This window comes from Rossellomorea marisflavi (assembly GCF_001274775.1).
GTDB classification, from domain to species: Bacteria; Bacillota; Bacilli; order Bacillales; family Bacillaceae_B; genus Rossellomorea; species Rossellomorea marisflavi.
The window spans coordinates 1352301-1368628 of sequence record NZ_LGUE01000001.1; the positions used below are offsets into that span (position 1 = coordinate 1352301).

Here is a 16328-nt window from a genome sequence, read left to right on the forward strand (position 1 = left end):
ATAGAGAGCAAACTCTATTACCTTATGGATTATATCATATTCTATTGTTTTTTTCTTGCAAAAAATGAACCTGCCAGTAAAAACGTCGGGATGGAGCTCAAGCCGACGATCAGCAGCCAGTCCCTCGGCTCGATGGACACGGTGTGGAAAATCGGTTGAAGACCCGGCAGATAGATGACGACCAGCATCAACAGCAGGGACGAAAGCACGGCCCAGACCAGGTACATATTGCCGAATGGATTTCTCGAGAAAACCGATACCTCACTGCGGCAATCGAATACGTGGATAAGCTGGGCAAGGACCAGAGTAGCAAATGCAATTGTCTGGGCGTACTCAAGCTGATCCGGATGCTGATGATATGCGATGATGAAGGCAAGAAGGGTGACACCCCCGATAAGGAATCCCCTAGAGACGACCTTCCAGCCGAGTCCCCTTGCAAAGACTCCTTCCTTCGGATGCCGCGGTTTCCGCTTCATCACATCTCCTTCGGGCTTATCAAGGCCGAGGGCCATGGCGGGCAGTCCATCCGTCACTAAATTGACCCAAAGGATCTGGATCGGGACCAACGGAAGCGGAAGCGCCAAGAGCATGGCGAACAGCATGACCAGGATCTCCCCCACGTTCGAGGCAAGGAGGTATCGGATGAATTTACGGATGTTTTCGTAAATGTTCCGCCCTTCTTTGATGGCCGATTTGATTGTCGCAAAGTTGTCATCAAGCAGGACGAGGGATGAAGATTCTTTTGCCACATCGGTACCGGTGATCCCCATGGCGATCCCGATATCGGAGGTCTTTATGGCCGGGGCATCGTTGACTCCGTCTCCGGTCATTGCAACAATGTGACCGCGGTTCTGCAGAGCTTTTACGATTTTCAATTTATGCTCGGGCGATACCCTGGCGAATACGGAGACATCTTCGACGATTTCCTCAAGCTCTTCAATTTCCATCTCATTCAGCGCCTTACCGTCCATCACCCTGTCGTTTGATTTCAAAATACCGAGCTGTTTTGCAATGGCTTTGGCCGTCAGTACATGATCCCCCGTGATCATCACCGTCTTGATTCCCGCATCACGGCATTCCCTGACCGCCTGTTTGACTTCGGGACGAGGAGGATCGATCATTCCTTGGAGCCCTATGAACGTCACTTCCTTTTCTACCGAGGCCTCTGTAAGCAGATCCAATGATTGACCGTTCAAAGGCTTATAGGCGATGGCGATGGTCCTGAGGGCATTCGAAGACATCCCGGAAATCGCCTCTTCCACTGCTTGAAAAGCGGCTTCATTCGCTTTTTGAACCTTTCCGTCCCAGATGATGGACGCACTTTTTCCCACGAGGACATCGGGAGCCCCTTTGGTGACTGCAAAAAGCTTTCCAGCAGCATCCTCTGCCACGACCGTCATCATTTTCCGAGTGGAGTCAAACGGGAATTCCTTCACGATCCTGAAGGATGTCGACAATGCGTCCCGGGTCAATCCCGCCTTCATCCCCGCTACGAGAAGGGCACCTTCAGTCGGGTCACCGTCAAGTATGAGCTCGCCGTCCCTTTCCACGAGTTCTGCATGGTTGCAGAGCATGCCAAACGTCAGAAGCTGTTTCAGTGATTGATCAGAAGATGGAGAAACTCTTGATTCTCCGTTGAAGAAATCACCTTGCGGAACATACCCGGTGCCAGACACATCCCACAGCCTTCCTGCGCTCCATAACTTGGTGACAGTCATTTTATTCTGGGTGAGGGTCCCTGTCTTATCGGAACAGATCACCGAAGCACAGCCCAGTGTCTCCACGGCGGGAAGCTTACGGACGATCGCCTTTTGCTTGATCATCCTCTGGACGCCCAGTGACAGGGCAACAGTCACGATCGCCGGAAGCCCCTCAGGTATAGCGGCCACTGCAAGAGATACTCCTGCAAGGAACATGGAGTAGATGTCATGCCCTTGAAGCACACCGATTCCAACGACAAGGGCCGTCAGGATGAGGGCAACGGTAATCAGGATCTTACCGAGCTCCTCGAGCCTGCGTTGAAGCGGGGTAGTCATCGTTTCAGCTTTTTGGATCATATCGGCGATCTGCCCCATGGCCGTATTCATTCCGATGGATGTGACGACACCCAACCCGTTCCCCCTGGTGACGAGTGTGCCCATGAACGCCATGTTTTCCATGTCCCCGAGGTTCAACCCCTTACCGTGGAGGGGCTTGGTCGTTTTTAGGACGGGAAGGGATTCTCCTGTCAGTGCAGACTCCTCGATCTCCAGGTTATTCGTTTCGATCAAACGGATGTCGGCACCGATCCGATCGCCGCTTGAGAACCGGATGATATCTCCGATTGTCACTTCTTTGGAGTGCACCTTCATCCATGATCCATCCCGGAGGACAGAAACCTGGGGTGCTGATAATTCCTTCAGTGCCTGCAGTGATTTCTCAGCTTTTCTCTCCTGAAAGAAACCGAGGAAGCTGTTGACCACTACGATGGCGATGATGGCAATGGCATCGATATACTCACCCAGAAGTCCGGATATGAGGGTCGCCGCCAGCAGCACAAGCACCATGAAATCCTTAAACTGACTGAAAAACACCAATAGGGCCGATTGTTTTTCGGCTTCCTCCAACTGGTTATATCCATACTGCTTCTTCCGGTTTTCGGCGTCTGCAGACGAAAGGCCTTGTTGATAATCCGTATTGATGGCCTTCTCTATATCCTCCTGTCTCATCTCATGAAATTTCATGCACCCATCTCACTCTCCTTCTACGAATACGAAAAGTTGTCCTTCTCTTACCATTCTTATTCAGACTCGTCCTGAAAAATGATATGATTTAAGGAGGTTTCATTCGTCTCCCGTTCCTATGTTTTGTAAAAGGAGCCAAGAGGCGCTACAATCAAATGGATGAGTAAAAAAGAAGAGGATGTTTTGCATGTCATTCGACGGACTATTTACAAAAGCCATGACTGAAGAGCTGAAAGAAGCCCTCCTTCACGGCAGAATCAATAAAATACATCAACCTTATAAAAATGAAATCATCATGGTGATCAGGGCCAATGGGAAGAATCATAAGCTCCTCCTCTCCGCCCATCCAAGTTATGCCAGGGTTCAACTGACAGGAGAGGAATACGAGAATCCCTCCGTGCCCCCGATGTTCTGCATGCTCCTTCGGAAGCATCTCGAAGGCTATATGATCGAAGACATCCACCAGGTCGGCCTCGACCGTATGATCATTCTGGAAGTAAAGGGCCGGAATGACATCGGCGATGTATCCTACAAACAACTGATCATCGAAGTGATGGGAAGGCACAGTAATATCATCCTGGTCGACAAAAGCCGCAATATGATCCTTGACAGCATCAAGCATCTGTCACCAAGCGTGAATTCCCACAGAACCGTGCTCCCTGGTAACGAGTACATCTTCCCGCCAAGCCAAGATAAGCTCAATCCCCTGGATGCAGAAGGAGAAGATGTCCTGCGTTCACTCGATTTCAATTCAGGTAAATTGGACAAGCAGATCGTGGGCTCTTTCTCAGGTGTTTCTCCCCTGGCAGCCAAAGAGATCGTCCATCGTGCCGGCCTCGGGACACAGGCTGCCATTGCCGACTCATTCCTGCACTTCATGACGGACCTCAAGGAACACCGCACGTCCCCCACCCTGATCACGGGAGACAAGGAAACATTCTACTGGTGCCCGCTGGATCACGTCGAAGGAGAGCGTCAAACCTTCACCACCCTTAGCGGACTTCTCGATCGCTTCTTCTACCAAAAGGCATCAAGGGACCGGGTGAAGCAGCAGGGCAATGACCTTGAACGTTTCATCCGGAACGAGCGCGATAAAAACGAGAACAAGATCGTCAAGCTCGAGCGTACCCTTCAGGAGGCGAAGGATGCCGATCGCTACCAGCTCCTCGGAGAACTGCTCACATCCAATCTATATGCAGTACAGAGAGGAATGGAAGAAGTTTCGGTCGTCAACTACTATGACGAAGAAGGCGGATCGGTGACGATCCCTCTGAATCCTCAAAAATCACCTTCTGAAAATGCTCAAGGTTATTTTTCCCGCTATCAAAAAGCGAAGCACGCTGTACAAGTCGTGCAGGAACAAATCGAAAAAGCAACAGATGAGCTCGCTTATTTCGAGCAGCTCCTTCAACAGCTCGAATCCGCCTCCACCAGGGACATTGAAGGCATACGGGAAGAGCTCGAGGAAGAAGGATACCTGCGCGTCCGGAAGAACCAGAAAAAGAAAAAGGCAAATGAAAAGCCGATGCTCGAATCGTATACAGCGACAGACGGTACCAAGATCCTCGTCGGCAAGAATAATAAACAGAATGATTATCTGACCAATAAAGTAGCGGCCAAGAGCGACATCTGGCTCCATACGAAGGATATACCCGGTTCTCACGTCGTCATCCGGGATCCTTCCCCTTCAGATGAAACCCTCCTCGAGGCCGCCAATCTTGCCGCATACTTCAGCAAGGCGAGGGAGTCGGGATCGGTTCCAGTCGATTACACAGAAGTGCGTCAGGTTAAGAAACCACGTGGTGCCAAGCCGGGATTCGTCATCTATGAAAATCAGCAGACGGTCTATGTCACACCGGACCTTGACCAGGTCAGGGCCCTGAAAGATCGTTGAATTGCACACATAAGAAAACGCCGGAATCGTTTTGATTCCGGCGTTTTTCATGTTTTTATATCAATTCATTTGCTTCTTCCAACCCTCGGGATCCCGTCGCCATTCTTTCAATTCAACGAGATCAGCTCCTGAGATCAGTCCTTCTTCCCCAGCTGCTTCTAATAGACTTGAATAATCGGAGAGGGATACAGCCTCAATCCCATGTTCGCTGAGGGCATCCGTTCCCTTTTGAAGCTCGTATGTAAAGATGGCGGCAACCCCCAAGACTTCACATTCCGACTCTCTCAGGGCCTCGACCGCCGTGATGCAGCTGCCACCTGTTGAAATGAGATCTTCTATGACGACCACTTTTTGCCCAGGAAGGACCTTTCCTTCGATCTGGTTCCCTTTTCCGTGTCCCTTTGCCTTGGATCTGACATAGCACATAGGAAGATCCATGCGCTCTGATACCCACGCCGCATGGGGGATCCCCGCGGTTGCCGTTCCTGCGATCACATCGACTTCCGGGAAATGTTCACGGATCATGGAGACAAGTCCATCTGCTATCTGCTTTCTCACGGCAGGATAGGATAAAGTCAATCGGTTATCGCAATAGATCGGTGATTTGATCCCTGAAGACCACGTGAAGGGCTCACCAGGGTTCAAGAATACCGCTTTGATGTTCAACAGTTCCTTAGCAATTTGTTTTTTCATAGATGCTTCCCTCCCAATCTTGGCAAATCATTCGGTAAGCGGCAACAGGATCGGCTGCCTTCGTGATGCTCCTGCCCACGACAATATGAGTTGATCCCAATCCCCTAGCATTTCCAGGGGACGTGATGCGCTGTTGATCATCCGCGGCATCGGAGTTCATCCTGATACCCGGTGTGATGCGAAGGAATTCTTCTCCGCAATAGTCCTTGATCAAGCCAGCCTCATGCGGGGAACATACCACCCCTTGAAGTCCGGCGCTTTGAGCTAGGCGGGCATAATGGATGACGGATTCCGTCAGTGGATTCGGGATAAGCTGTTCGGATTGCATCTGCTGTTCAGACGTCGAGGTGAGCTGGGTGACAGCGATGAGCTTCGTCTTGCTGCCATGAAACTGTATGGCCTCCATCGCCCTCTCCATCATCTCCTTGCCCCCGGCAGCATGGACGTTGATGAATTCCAGATCCCACTGTCCAAGTCCTTTCATGGCCCCAAACACGGTATTCGGGATATCATGCAGCTTCAGATCAAGGAAAATCCCATGATCCTTTTTCAAAAGGGATTCTACGATGCGAGGTCCATTTTGGAGGTAGAGCTCCATTCCCACCTTGACATTCAAGGGCTCGTCGAATCGAGATAAAAATGTTTCTGTCATTTCCCATGTTGGGAAATCAAGGGCGATAAACGGCTTGTTCATGTTTCCTCCAGCTCCTTCCGGTCAATTGAGAAATATGGTCCACGTTCAATTCGTCAAGCAGTGCAGGCAGTTCGTGAATGATTTTCTTACAGATGAAAGGATCTACGAAATTGGCCGTGCCGACTGCCACAGCGCTCGCACCCGCATGGAAATATTCAATCACATCCTCTGCAGACTCTACTCCACCCATTCCGATGATCGGCAGATCGACTGCCTGACTCACCTCGTAGATCATCCGGATGGCAACCGGTTTGATGGCAGGGCCTGATAGCCCACCCGTCTTATTGGCAAGGATCGGTCTTCCCGTCTTGAGATCAAGCCTCATGCCGAGTAGCGTATTGATCATCGTCAATCCGTCGGCACCTCCGAGTTCAACGGCTTTGGCCATCTCCACGATATTGGAGACATTCGGAGAAAGCTTGACGTAAAGGGGAACCTCTGACACGGCTTTCACCTTTCTTGTCAACTCCATGGCAACCTCGGGGATCGTCCCGAAGGCGATGCCGCCGGTTTTCACATTCGGACAGGAGATGTTGAGTTCAAGGGCATGTACATTCGGTACTTTGGAGATCTCACGGGCCACATGAACATAGTCTTCCATCTGCGATCCTGCCACATTGGCGATGATAGGTACATCGAACTGTGAAAGCCACGGCAGCTCCTTTTCCATTACCGATACCAGACCAGGATTCTGGAGGCCGATGGCATTCAGCATCCCGGCATTGGTTTCTGCCACACGGGGCGTCGGGTTGCCGAAACGGGGATGTTCCGTCGTCGCCTTGATCATGATGGCCCCCAGTTCGCTCAAGTCGTAGAATTGACTGTACTCCCTTCCGAATCCAAAGCATCCTGATGCAGGCATGATGGGATTCTTCAAACTCAAACCTGGCAATTCGATCTGTAATCTTGTCATAATGCCACCACCCCTACAGGAAATACCGGTCCGTCGCTGCATACTTTTACATAATCCGTACCTTCAGGATCATCTGCAAGATGGCACACACATGCGAAGCAAGCTCCGATTCCGCAGCCCATGCGTTCTTCCAGTGACAGGAATCCATTTCCTGAAAGCCGGTCTTGCAAAGCCTTCAGCATCGGATTCGGTCCGCAGGCGAAAAATTGATCATACTGAATGGACTCATTTTCAATCACATCTGTCACAAACCCTTTTCGTCCAAGTGAACCATCCACCGTGGCGATATGTGTAGGTCCGAGTTCCCTGAACTTGTCTTCATAAAAACTGACGGCCTCTTCCTGAAACCCAAGCACATGCTTTACCTCCCACCCGTTGTTGCGAAGGGATTTTGATAGTCCATATAATGGTGGGACGCCGATTCCGCCTCCGATAAGCAGCGCCTTCCTGCCCTCACCCTGTTGAACGTCGAATCCGTTCCCGAGTGGACCGAGGACATCGACCCTGCCTCCCGCCCCGACAAGGGACAATTGCATTGTCCCTTTGCCTTCGGCGCGGTAAATCAGGCTCATCTTCTTTTCTTTCTGATTGTGTTCAGCTATGGAGATCGGCCTTCTTAGGAGGGGATCGATGCCGCTACCGACCTTGACATGTACAAATTGACCAGGCGCCGAAATCTCCTTTACCAGTTCACCTTCCAGGACAAGCTCATAGATGTTCCTGGCAAGGAGGCGATGACTCACCACCTTCATCGATTCGTTGACGATCATGAATGGACCGCCTTCCTTGATGGCCTCGCGGCTATCGCCTCGGCGGAGAAGGTCATAGATTCGTAGACTCTCAGTATAGCCTCCGCTGTATCAAGGGAAGTCAGGCACGGAATTCCGTTCTCCACCGATTCCCTTCGGATCCGGAAGCCGTCTCGTGCCGGCTGCTTTCCTTTGGTCAGCGTGTTGATGACAAGCTGTGTTTCCCCGCTTTGGATGATGTCGAGCAGAGTCGGTCCGGTCGAACCGATCTTATCTACTTCACGTACCTGGATGCCTTGAGTGGCAAGGTACGATGCCGTCCCTTTCGTGGCAAGGATCTGATACCCGATGCTTACGAATCGTCTTGCGAGGCTGGCCGCTTCTTCCTTGTCCTTGTCTGCAACCGTCATGAGAACCGAGCCGTGATCTTTCATCTGCATGCCCGCTGCTACCATGCCTTTGTATAGTGCTTTCTCCAAGGTCTGATCTTTCCCCATGACTTCACCGGTGGATTTCATTTCAGGTCCGAGCGTGATGTCCACCCTTCTCAGTTTGGCAAAAGAGAAGACCGGTACTTTGACATAGACGCCTTCTGCTTCTTCCACAAGACCCGGCTCATATCCCAATTGACGCAGGGAGATGCCGAGGATCGCCTTGGTGGCAACGTTCGCCATCGGCACGTTGGTGATTTTTGAGATGAATGGAACCGTCCTGCTCGAGCGTGGATTCACTTCGAGTACGTAGACTTCACCTTTTGAAATGACGTATTGGATGTTCAGAAGTCCGATGATATTCAATCCTTTGGCAAGCCTGGTTGTATAGTCTACAATTGTGCTTTTTTGTTCTTCAGTCAGCTGTTGAGGCGGGTAGACGGCGATGGAATCCCCCGAGTGGACCCCTGCCCGTTCGATATGCTCCATGATTCCGGGGATGACGACATCCTCCCCGTCACAGACGGCATCCACTTCGATTTCCTTCCCAATCAAGTAGCGGTCGATAAGGACGGGATGCTGCGGGTTCACTTTCACGGCATTTTCCATGTAGTGGAGAAGCTCTTCTTCTCTATATACGATTTCCATGGCTCTTCCGCCAAGGACATACGATGGTCTGACGAGAACGGGATACCCTATTGATTCTGCGATGGCGATGGCCCCTTCCACCGATACCGCCGTCTTGCCTTCAGGCTGTGGAATGCCGAGTTCCTGTAAGGTCTGTTCGAATTTGTCCCTATTTTCAGCCCGGTCCAGATCTTCCAGTGACGTGCCCAGGATGCGCACACCTCGGTTCACAAGTTCATCTGCCAGATTGATGGCGGTTTGGCCACCGAACTGTACGACGACCCCTTTCGGCTTTTCGAGATCGATGATATGCATCACATCTTCCACCGTCAACGGTTCGAAGTATAATTTATCCGAGATGGAGAAGTCTGTGGAAACCGTTTCTGGATTATTGTTGACGATGATCGCTTCGTAACCAGCTTCCTTGATGGCCCAGACGGAGTGGACGGTGGCGTAGTCGAATTCGACTCCCTGACCGATCCGGATCGGTCCGGAACCAAGCACGATGATGCTCTCGCGCTCTGTTACTTCCGATTCATTTTCATCCTCATACGTTCCGTAGAAATACGGCGTTTCGGATTCAAATTCCGCGGCACAGGTATCCACCATCTTATAGACCGGTGTGAGTTCCTCCTCCTTCCTCCACTCATATACTTCCCTCTCCGTCACAGACCAGAGGGAGGCAATGGCGATGTCCGAGAAGCCCATGCGCTTTGCTTTGTATGCGATGGAATGATCGAATGGGTGGTTTCTCAGTTGTTCTTCAAAACGGATGATGAGGTCCATTTTATTCAGGAAGAAAAGGTCGATCTTGCTCCAGTCATGAATCGTCTCGATCGTGATGCCGCGCCTGAGGGCTTCACCGATGAAGAACAGCCTTTCATCCCCTGCTTTGCGGATCCGTTTTTCGATCCATTCGGCTGACTTCCCTTTCAGCTCATCCAATCCGAGGTGATACGTATTGCTCTCGAGTGAACGGATCGCTTTCAGCAGCGACTCTTCGAGGGTCCTTCCGATGGCCATCACTTCCCCTGTAGCCTTCATCTGGGTGCCCAGATTCCGTTTTGCCGATTCAAACTTATCGAAAGGCCATCTCGGAATCTTTGTGACCACATAATCAAGGGCAGGTTCGAATGTCGCGTATGTCTTCCCTGTCACAGGATTCATCATTTCATCCAATGTCAAGCCGACGGCGATCTTCGCAGCAAGCTTCGCAATCGGATAACCCGTCGCCTTCGAAGCAAGGGCAGAGGATCTGCTCACACGTGGATTCACTTCAATGATGTAGTACTGGAAACTATCAGGATCCAGCGCCAGCTGCACATTGCAGCCTCCTTCGATTCCGAGGGCACGGATGATCTTCAGGCTTGTATTCCGGAGCATCTGATATTCCCTGTCGCTCAGCGTCTGACTCGGGGCGACGACGATGGAATCGCCTGTATGGATCCCTACCGGATCGATGTTTTCCATATTACAAACCACGATGGCGTTATCGGCAGCATCTCGCATCACCTCATATTCGACCTCTTTGAATCCTGCGATGCTTTTCTCCAGGAGACACTGGGTGACGGGGCTGTATTTCAATCCGGAGCTGACGATTTCATTCAGTTCTTCTTCGTTGTGGCAGATCCCGCCTCCTGTTCCACCGAGGGTGTATGCAGGGCGAACGATGACCGGGAAGCCCACCTCCTCGACGAATGTATAGGCTTCTGACACCGTGTGGATGATTTCGCTTTGAGGTACCGGTTCCGAAAGCTCATTCATCAGGTTCCGGAACAGATCACGGTCTTCTGCTTGTTCGATGGCGGAAAGCTTCGTACCGAGAATCTCGACTCCGCATTCTTCCAACACGCCCGATTGATGGAGTTCGACGGCAAGATTGAGACCCGTTTGGCCCCCGAGGGTCGGAAGGAGTGCATCCGGTCGTTCTTTGCGGATGATGCGGGATACGAATTCAAGGGTCAGGGGCTCGATGTATACCTTATCGGCCATTTCGGCATCGGTCATGATGGTGGCGGGATTCGAGTTCACGAGGATGACCCTGTATCCTTCCTCTTTCAGTGCGATGCAAGCCTGTGTGCCCGCATAGTCGAATTCTGCTGCCTGGCCGATGATGATCGGGCCACTCCCGATTACAAGGATGCTTTTAATATCTGTACGTTTAGGCATGTTGAATCTCCTTCCTTTTCTCTTCATTCATGAGTGTCAAGAAATCGTCGAACAAGTAATTGGAATCTTCTGGTCCCGGAGACGCCTCCGGATGGTATTGAACCGTGAATGCAGGATATTTTTTATGCTTCAATCCTTCGATTGTCCCATCATTGATGGCGATATGTGTGACTTCTAAATCAGTATCGTCAAGTGATGCTTCATCCACTGCATACCCGTGGTTCTGGGAAGTCAGGGCCACTTTTTTCGTCAACACATCTTGGACAGGATGATTTCCTCCCCTGTGTCCGAACTTCATCTTGAAGGAATCGGCACCGCATGCCAGGGCGAATAATTGGTGACCGAGGCAGATGCCGAACAGTGGAATCTCACCTAGAAGTTCTTGAACCGTCTGGATGGCTTCCGGTACATCCTTCGGGTCTCCAGGTCCATTCGATAGCATGATGCCATCGGGTTGGAGTCTGCGGATCTCTTCTGAAGAAGTGTTGTGAGGGACGACGATGACATCACAGTTCCGCTTGTTCAGTTCCCGCAGGATTCCGTGCTTCATCCCAAAGTCCATCAGTACGACCCTGAATCCGCGACCGGGACTGGCATACGCGGTCTTTGTGGAAACCTGCTCCACCTGATCGGTTCTCAGGGCGGAGGCGTTCAATCTTTCAATCATAAGGGCAGGATCTTCTTCCACACTGCAAAGGATACCTTTCATCGATCCCGATTTCCTTATCAGACGGGTCAGCTTCCGTGTATCGACACCGGCAATCCCCGGGATCCCTTTGATCCTGAGCAGCTCATCAAGTGTGGATTCATTTCGCCAGTTGGATGCGAAGTCTGCCGATTCCCGCACAATGAATGCCTTGACTGCAGGAGAAATCGATTCGAAGTCATCACGATTCACACCGTAGTTTCCGATCAAAGGATAGGTCATCGTGACGAACTGGCCGCAGTAAGAGGGATCGGACAAGATTTCCTGGTACCCTGTCATGCTTGTGTTGAATACAACTTCCCCTATGGCCTCACTGTCTGCACCGAATCCTTCACCGATAAAAATCGTTCCGTCTTCCAGAATGAGCTGTCTGTTCATTATGCTTCTCCTCCATTCCAAACTTGTTGACCTTGATAAAATGTCGCTTGCGGATATCCTGTGCATTCCCACCCCGAGAATGGTGTGTTTTTGCCTTTTGACAGGAAGGATCCCGGATGAATGGTTTCCTTCTTTTCCAAATCGATCAGCGTGAAGTCTGCGCCGCCTCCAGCTTTAAGCGTGCCAAATGGTAGATTGAACGCTTCTGAAGGTTTGACGGTCATCCAATCGATGAGCTGCTTCAACGTGATGATGCCTTTTTGAACAAAATGCGTATGGAGTAAAGGAAAGGCGGTTTCAAGCCCGACAATCCCGAATGGCGATAATTCCATGCCCTCTCCCTTTTCTTCTTTTGTATGCGGTGCGTGATCGGTGGCGATAAAGTCGATGGTGCCGTCCAGAAGCCCTTCGATGAGGGCGTCCCTGTCCTCTTTCCCACGGAGAGGTGGATTCATCTTAAAGTTCGTATCCATTCCCGGGATGTCATCTTCACATAGCAGGAGATGATGCGGGGTCACTTCTGCTGTCACCTTGATGCCGGCCCGCTTTGCATCCCTGACCACTCTGACGGATTCTTTTGTTGAGATGTGGCAGACATGATAATGGACACCCGCTGCTTCTGCCAGGAGCACATCCCGAGCGATATGAACTGCTTCACATACAGACGGGATCCCATTCAGTCCGTTCAAGGCTGAAAACCTGCCTTCATGGACGGAGCCTTTATTGATCAGGGTGTTCTCTTCACAATGGGCCACGATGGAAGCGCCGATAGCTGCTGCCTTTTTCATGGCTTCGAGCATCATGGCGGCTGACTGCACTCCGACACCGTCATCGGTGAAAGCGAAGGCCCCATGTTGCTTCATCGCTTCGAGGTCGTTCAATTCCTTCCCAGCCTGTCTCTCTGTGATGGCTCCGTATGCTAGGACCCTGACCGAGGCCGTTTCATTAATCCGTTTATGTAACCAATCCAGTGTTTCAGTATCGTCCGGTACGGGGCGTGTGTTGGGCATCGCCGCTATTGTCGTGTAACCGCCTTTTGCAGCAGCTTTCGTTCCGGTTTCAATGGTTTCTTTATGTTCTCCCCCTGGCTCGCGGAGATGAACGTGGAGGTCGACGAAACCAGGTGACAGCAACATACCCCGCGCATCATATTCCATCTCACCCGTGTTGGAGAGTTCCGCTCCTACTTCAGCAATCTTATTCCCCTTTGTCTTTACCTCGACCGGTTCCAGTTCTCCTTTTGCATTCAGAATGTTAGCATGTTTGATCAACCAGTTCATGTTGACGTCCTCCTTGTAATTGGAATGCTCTTTTTAGTACCGCCATTCTGACGAATACGCCATTTTCCATTTGCTTGAAGATCCTGGACCGTCCGCCTTCCACGAGGGAATCGGCGATCTCGACCCCACGATTGACAGGTGCAGGGTGCATGATGATGCTTCCATGCGCCATCTTCCTCTCCCTCTCCAGGGTAAGGCCGTACGCCTGGTGATAATCCGCCTTGGACGCAATCGGCGTTCCATGATGCCTTTCGTGCTGGATGCGCAGTAGCATCACGACGTCGGATGAACTCATCGCTTCGTCGATCCCTACATATCGGTCCCCGTAGCGCTCTGGGAACCACTCCTCTGGACCAGAGAACCTGACCTCTGCCCCGAGTGCTGTGAGGGCTTCCGCATTGGATCTTGCCACACGACTGTGGGCGATATCGCCGATGATGGCGACACGGAGACCCTGGAACCCTCCGAATTCCTGACGGATCGTCATCAGGTCAAGGAGGCATTGAGTCGGATGATTCCCGCATCCATCCCCTCCATTGATGATCCTGACGTCCAGACCTTTGAGCTCATCGAAGTAGCGGTCCCTGCTGTGACGGATGACCACGGCTCCCACCCCGATCGATTCCAGGGTTTTCACTGTATCGTAAAGGGTTTCTCCCTTTTGGACGCTCGAGGCATGGGATTCAAACGGAATCACTTCCAGGCCAAGACGCCTTTCCGCCATTTCAAAACTGCATTTCGTCCGTGTACTGGCTTCGAAGAAAAGATTGGCCACGAAATGATCCGATCCATCTTCCCACCTTTCTCCTGCCTTGAAGCGTTCTGCCTGATCCAGGATTGAGAGGATCTCTCTCTCAGATAAATCCTTCATGGTTAATAAGTGCCCCATCGTACACGCCGCCCTTCTGACTTTTTTGTATAAAAAAACACCCTGTGCCTTCTGCTCAGGGTGTATTCAGCCATAGAGGAACAGACTCGTCCCTATACAGCATCACCCTTATGGACTCTCTGGACCATTGTTAAAAGGTGTTCTATGCTACTTCGTCATTTGCTTGTTTTTGTTCTTCGAATAGATTTCCTGATGTTTCTTCCCGTCCCGGAAGGACAAGATTCAGTACGACGCCGATGATGGCTGCTAAGGCCATTCCGGAAAGTGAGACATTTTCTCCCAGTTCCACATAGGCGCCTCCGACTCCGATGACGAGTATGACAGATGAGATGATGAGGTTCCGGTTCTTCCCAAGGTCAACCTTGTAGTCAATGAGCATCCTGAGACCGCTCGATGCGATGATTCCGAAGAGAAGGATGGACACCCCTCCCATGACGGCCGTCGGGATCGAACTGATGAGGGCCGTGATTTTCCCGATGAAACCGAACACGACTGCCAGCACCGCCGTACCCCCGATCACATAGACGCTGTATACCTTCGTGATGGCGAGTACACCGATGTTCTCACCGTATGTGGTAACCGGCGGACCCCCGATGATGGAAGCAATGACTGTCGCCGCCCCGTCACCAAGGATGGATTTATGCAAGCCCGGTTTTTCGATGAAGTTCCTTCCGACAACCTTGCTGAGGACCATCTGGTGACCTGTGTGTTCCGCCATCGTCACGACGGCGACCGGTACCATGATCGACATGATGGACCAGGAGAAGGAAGGTGTGTAGTCGACGAATGGGATGAAGAAGTCTGGCATTTTGAATAGTGGTGCGTCAAGAACCGGTTGGAAGTCGACGAGCCCGGCGAATATGGCAATGATATAACCGCCTGTTATGCCCGCAAGAATCGGGACCATACCGAGAAAGCCCTTGAAGTAGACCGAGCAGATGATCGTGATGAGCAAGGTGGCAAGGGCCACAAGGATATGCTTGCTGCTATATACCAGGGTATCGGCATAAGGATCGGCGTACATGGCCATGTTGACGGCCGTTCCTGCCAGACCCAGTCCGATGACCATAATCACCGGTCCAACCACGACCGGCGGAAGGATCGTAGACAGCCATTTCACACCGAGCTTCGAAATCAGGAGGGCAACAAGTCCGTACACGATTCCGGCCATGAAGCTCCCCATCATGGCTGCCCCTGGACCTCCGAATTGCTTGGCGGCGATGATCGGGGCGATAAACGCAAAGGATGATCCAAGGTAGGCCGGTATCTGCCCCCTCGTGATAATGATGTATGCCAGTGTTCCAAGGCCACTCGATACGAGTGCAACCCCGGGGCTCAAATCGACGAGGAACGGTACGAGGACCGTGGCGCCGAACATGGCGAACAGATGCTGAAGGCTCAGGGTGAGCCATTTTCTTGCTGGTGGGACTTCGTGTACATCAAGTACGATATCTTGTTTGGTAGTCATATCATTTCCTCCTTGTTTCACCTATTAAAAAAACCCTCTTATCCAAGAGGGCACAAAGAGGGCAGGAGACGGCCATACGCCTTCCCCACCATCCTTTGTCAGCCTCACTGGACCACTCTTAAAAGGATACTTATTCGTTTTCGTAGATGGATACTTCATCCCGGTCATCGACCTCGGACAAAGCAACCGTGATTTTTTCAGAACTTGAAGTCGGGATATTCTTTCCGACATAGTCGGCACGGATCGGGAGCTCCCGGTGACCGCGATCGACGAGCACGGCTAGCTGAATCTGACCCGGTCGGCCAAGATCCATGAGAGCATCGAGTCCCGCTCTTACCGTTCTCCCTGTAAAGAGGACATCATCGATCAGGATGACTTTTTTGTTGGCGATACCCACCGGAAGATCCGAACCCTTCACTTCAGGTTCATGGTCTGATGTTTTGACAGACAGATCGTCGCGGTAAAGTGTGATATCAATCTCCCCGACAGGAACCTTCTGTCCTTCAATATCATGAATCCGTTCCGCAAGCCTGCGTGCGATGTGGATGCCCCTTGTCTTGATTCCCACAAGGACGATCTCATCGATCCCTTTATTGCGCTCGATGATCTCATGTGCGATCCTGGTCAGGGCCCTGCGGATGGCAGGCTGGTCGAGAACCGTTGCTTTTTTAGTCATGAGTGGTACCTCCTTCATTGCCATAAAAAAATCCCCTC

General features: G+C 51.5%; 12 protein-coding genes. 1 reads left to right on the forward strand and 11 read right to left on the reverse strand.

Features of this window, described 5'->3' with window-relative positions:
- Positions 1-41: 41 nt before the first annotated feature.
- Complete coding sequence (locus AF331_RS06785; protein WP_053427344.1) at positions 42-2723, reverse strand: cation-translocating P-type ATPase; 2682 nt, start codon at positions 2721-2723, stop codon at positions 42-44.
- Between the two features lie 187 nt (positions 2724-2910).
- Between AF331_RS06785 and AF331_RS06790 the strand changes: the two genes are divergently transcribed.
- A complete protein-coding gene (locus AF331_RS06790; RefSeq protein WP_053427345.1) occupies positions 2911-4617 on the forward strand; it encodes an Rqc2 family fibronectin-binding protein in 1707 nt (568 codons plus the stop codon).
- A gap of 60 nt (positions 4618-4677) precedes the next feature.
- On the opposite strand, the gene pyrE is transcribed toward AF331_RS06790, so the two are convergent.
- The 10 genes from pyrE to pyrR all read right to left on the reverse strand — a co-directional run bounded on the left by pyrE (position 4678) and on the right by pyrR (position 16290).
- Positions 4678-5310, reverse strand: a complete 633-nt coding sequence (pyrE, locus tag AF331_RS06795) for an orotate phosphoribosyltransferase (RefSeq protein WP_053427346.1) — start codon at positions 5308-5310, stop codon at positions 4678-4680.
- Positions 5291-6004 carry an orotidine-5'-phosphate decarboxylase gene (gene pyrF / locus AF331_RS06800; protein ID WP_053427347.1) on the reverse strand — a complete coding sequence of 238 codons (714 nt, stop codon included), beginning with the start codon at positions 6002-6004 and terminating at the stop codon, positions 5291-5293. The genes pyrE and pyrF overlap by 20 nt, the downstream gene beginning before the upstream one ends.
- On the reverse strand, positions 5979-6917 hold the full coding sequence (locus tag AF331_RS06805) for a dihydroorotate dehydrogenase (RefSeq protein WP_053427348.1): 939 nt from the start codon (positions 6915-6917) through the stop codon (positions 5979-5981). Before AF331_RS06805 ends, pyrF begins: the two co-directional genes overlap by 26 nt.
- Complete coding sequence (locus tag AF331_RS06810) at positions 6914-7687, reverse strand: dihydroorotate dehydrogenase electron transfer subunit (RefSeq protein WP_053427349.1); 774 nt, start codon at positions 7685-7687, stop codon at positions 6914-6916. The genes AF331_RS06805 and AF331_RS06810 overlap by 4 nt, the downstream gene beginning before the upstream one ends.
- Positions 7684-10893: a carbamoyl-phosphate synthase large subunit gene (gene carB, locus AF331_RS06815; protein ID WP_053427350.1), complete on the reverse strand. Its 3210-nt coding sequence runs from the start codon at positions 10891-10893 to the stop codon at positions 7684-7686. Before carB ends, AF331_RS06810 begins: the two co-directional genes overlap by 4 nt.
- Complete coding sequence (locus tag AF331_RS06820; RefSeq protein WP_053427351.1) at positions 10886-11977, reverse strand: carbamoyl phosphate synthase small subunit; 1092 nt, start codon at positions 11975-11977, stop codon at positions 10886-10888. Before AF331_RS06820 ends, carB begins: the two co-directional genes overlap by 8 nt.
- Positions 11977-13257 (reverse strand): dihydroorotase, encoded by a 1281-nt coding sequence (locus tag AF331_RS06825; RefSeq protein WP_053427352.1) that lies wholly within the window; start codon positions 13255-13257, stop codon positions 11977-11979. Before AF331_RS06825 ends, AF331_RS06820 begins: the two co-directional genes overlap by 1 nt.
- Entirely contained in the window at positions 13232-14146 is a 915-nt protein-coding gene (locus AF331_RS06830; RefSeq protein ID WP_053427353.1) for an aspartate carbamoyltransferase catalytic subunit, read from the reverse strand. Before AF331_RS06830 ends, AF331_RS06825 begins: the two co-directional genes overlap by 26 nt.
- 142 nt (positions 14147-14288) lie before the next feature.
- On the reverse strand, positions 14289-15614 hold the full coding sequence (locus AF331_RS06835) for a solute carrier family 23 protein (RefSeq protein WP_053427354.1): 1326 nt from the start codon (positions 15612-15614) through the stop codon (positions 14289-14291).
- A 130-nt stretch (positions 15615-15744) separates the two neighbouring features.
- Positions 15745-16290: a bifunctional pyr operon transcriptional regulator/uracil phosphoribosyltransferase PyrR gene (gene pyrR / locus AF331_RS06840; protein WP_053427814.1), complete on the reverse strand. Its 546-nt coding sequence runs from the start codon at positions 16288-16290 to the stop codon at positions 15745-15747.
- Between the last annotated feature and the right edge of the window lie 38 nt (positions 16291-16328).

Coding starts and splice junctions, on each gene's coding strand:
- AF331_RS06825 (WP_053427352.1), bottom strand. CDS start 13,257: ATGAACTGGTTGATCAAACATGCTAACATTCTGAATGCAAAAGGAGAA.
- pyrR (WP_053427814.1), bottom strand. CDS start 16,290: ATGACTAAAAAAGCAACGGTTCTCGACCAGCCTGCCATCCGCAGGGCC.
- AF331_RS06810 (WP_053427349.1), bottom strand. CDS start 7,687: ATGATCGTCAACGAATCGATGAAGGTGGTGAGTCATCGCCTCCTTGCC.
- pyrE (WP_053427346.1), bottom strand. CDS start 5,310: ATGAAAAAACAAATTGCTAAGGAACTGTTGAACATCAAAGCGGTATTC.
- AF331_RS06835 (WP_053427354.1), bottom strand. CDS start 15,614: ATGACTACCAAACAAGATATCGTACTTGATGTACACGAAGTCCCACCA.
- AF331_RS06790 (WP_053427345.1), top strand. CDS start 2,911: ATGTCATTCGACGGACTATTTACAAAAGCCATGACTGAAGAGCTGAAA.
- AF331_RS06820 (WP_053427351.1), bottom strand. CDS start 11,977: ATGAACAGACAGCTCATTCTGGAAGACGGAACGATTTTTATCGGTGAA.
- AF331_RS06785 (WP_053427344.1), bottom strand. CDS start 2,723: ATGAAATTTCATGAGATGAGACAGGAGGATATAGAGAAGGCCATCAAT.
- AF331_RS06805 (WP_053427348.1), bottom strand. CDS start 6,917: ATGACAAGATTACAGATCGAATTGCCAGGTTTGAGTTTGAAGAATCCC.
- AF331_RS06830 (WP_053427353.1), bottom strand. CDS start 14,146: ATGGGGCACTTATTAACCATGAAGGATTTATCTGAGAGAGAGATCCTC.
- pyrF (WP_053427347.1), bottom strand. CDS start 6,004: ATGAACAAGCCGTTTATCGCCCTTGATTTCCCAACATGGGAAATGACA.
- carB (WP_053427350.1), bottom strand. CDS start 10,893: ATGCCTAAACGTACAGATATTAAAAGCATCCTTGTAATCGGGAGTGGC.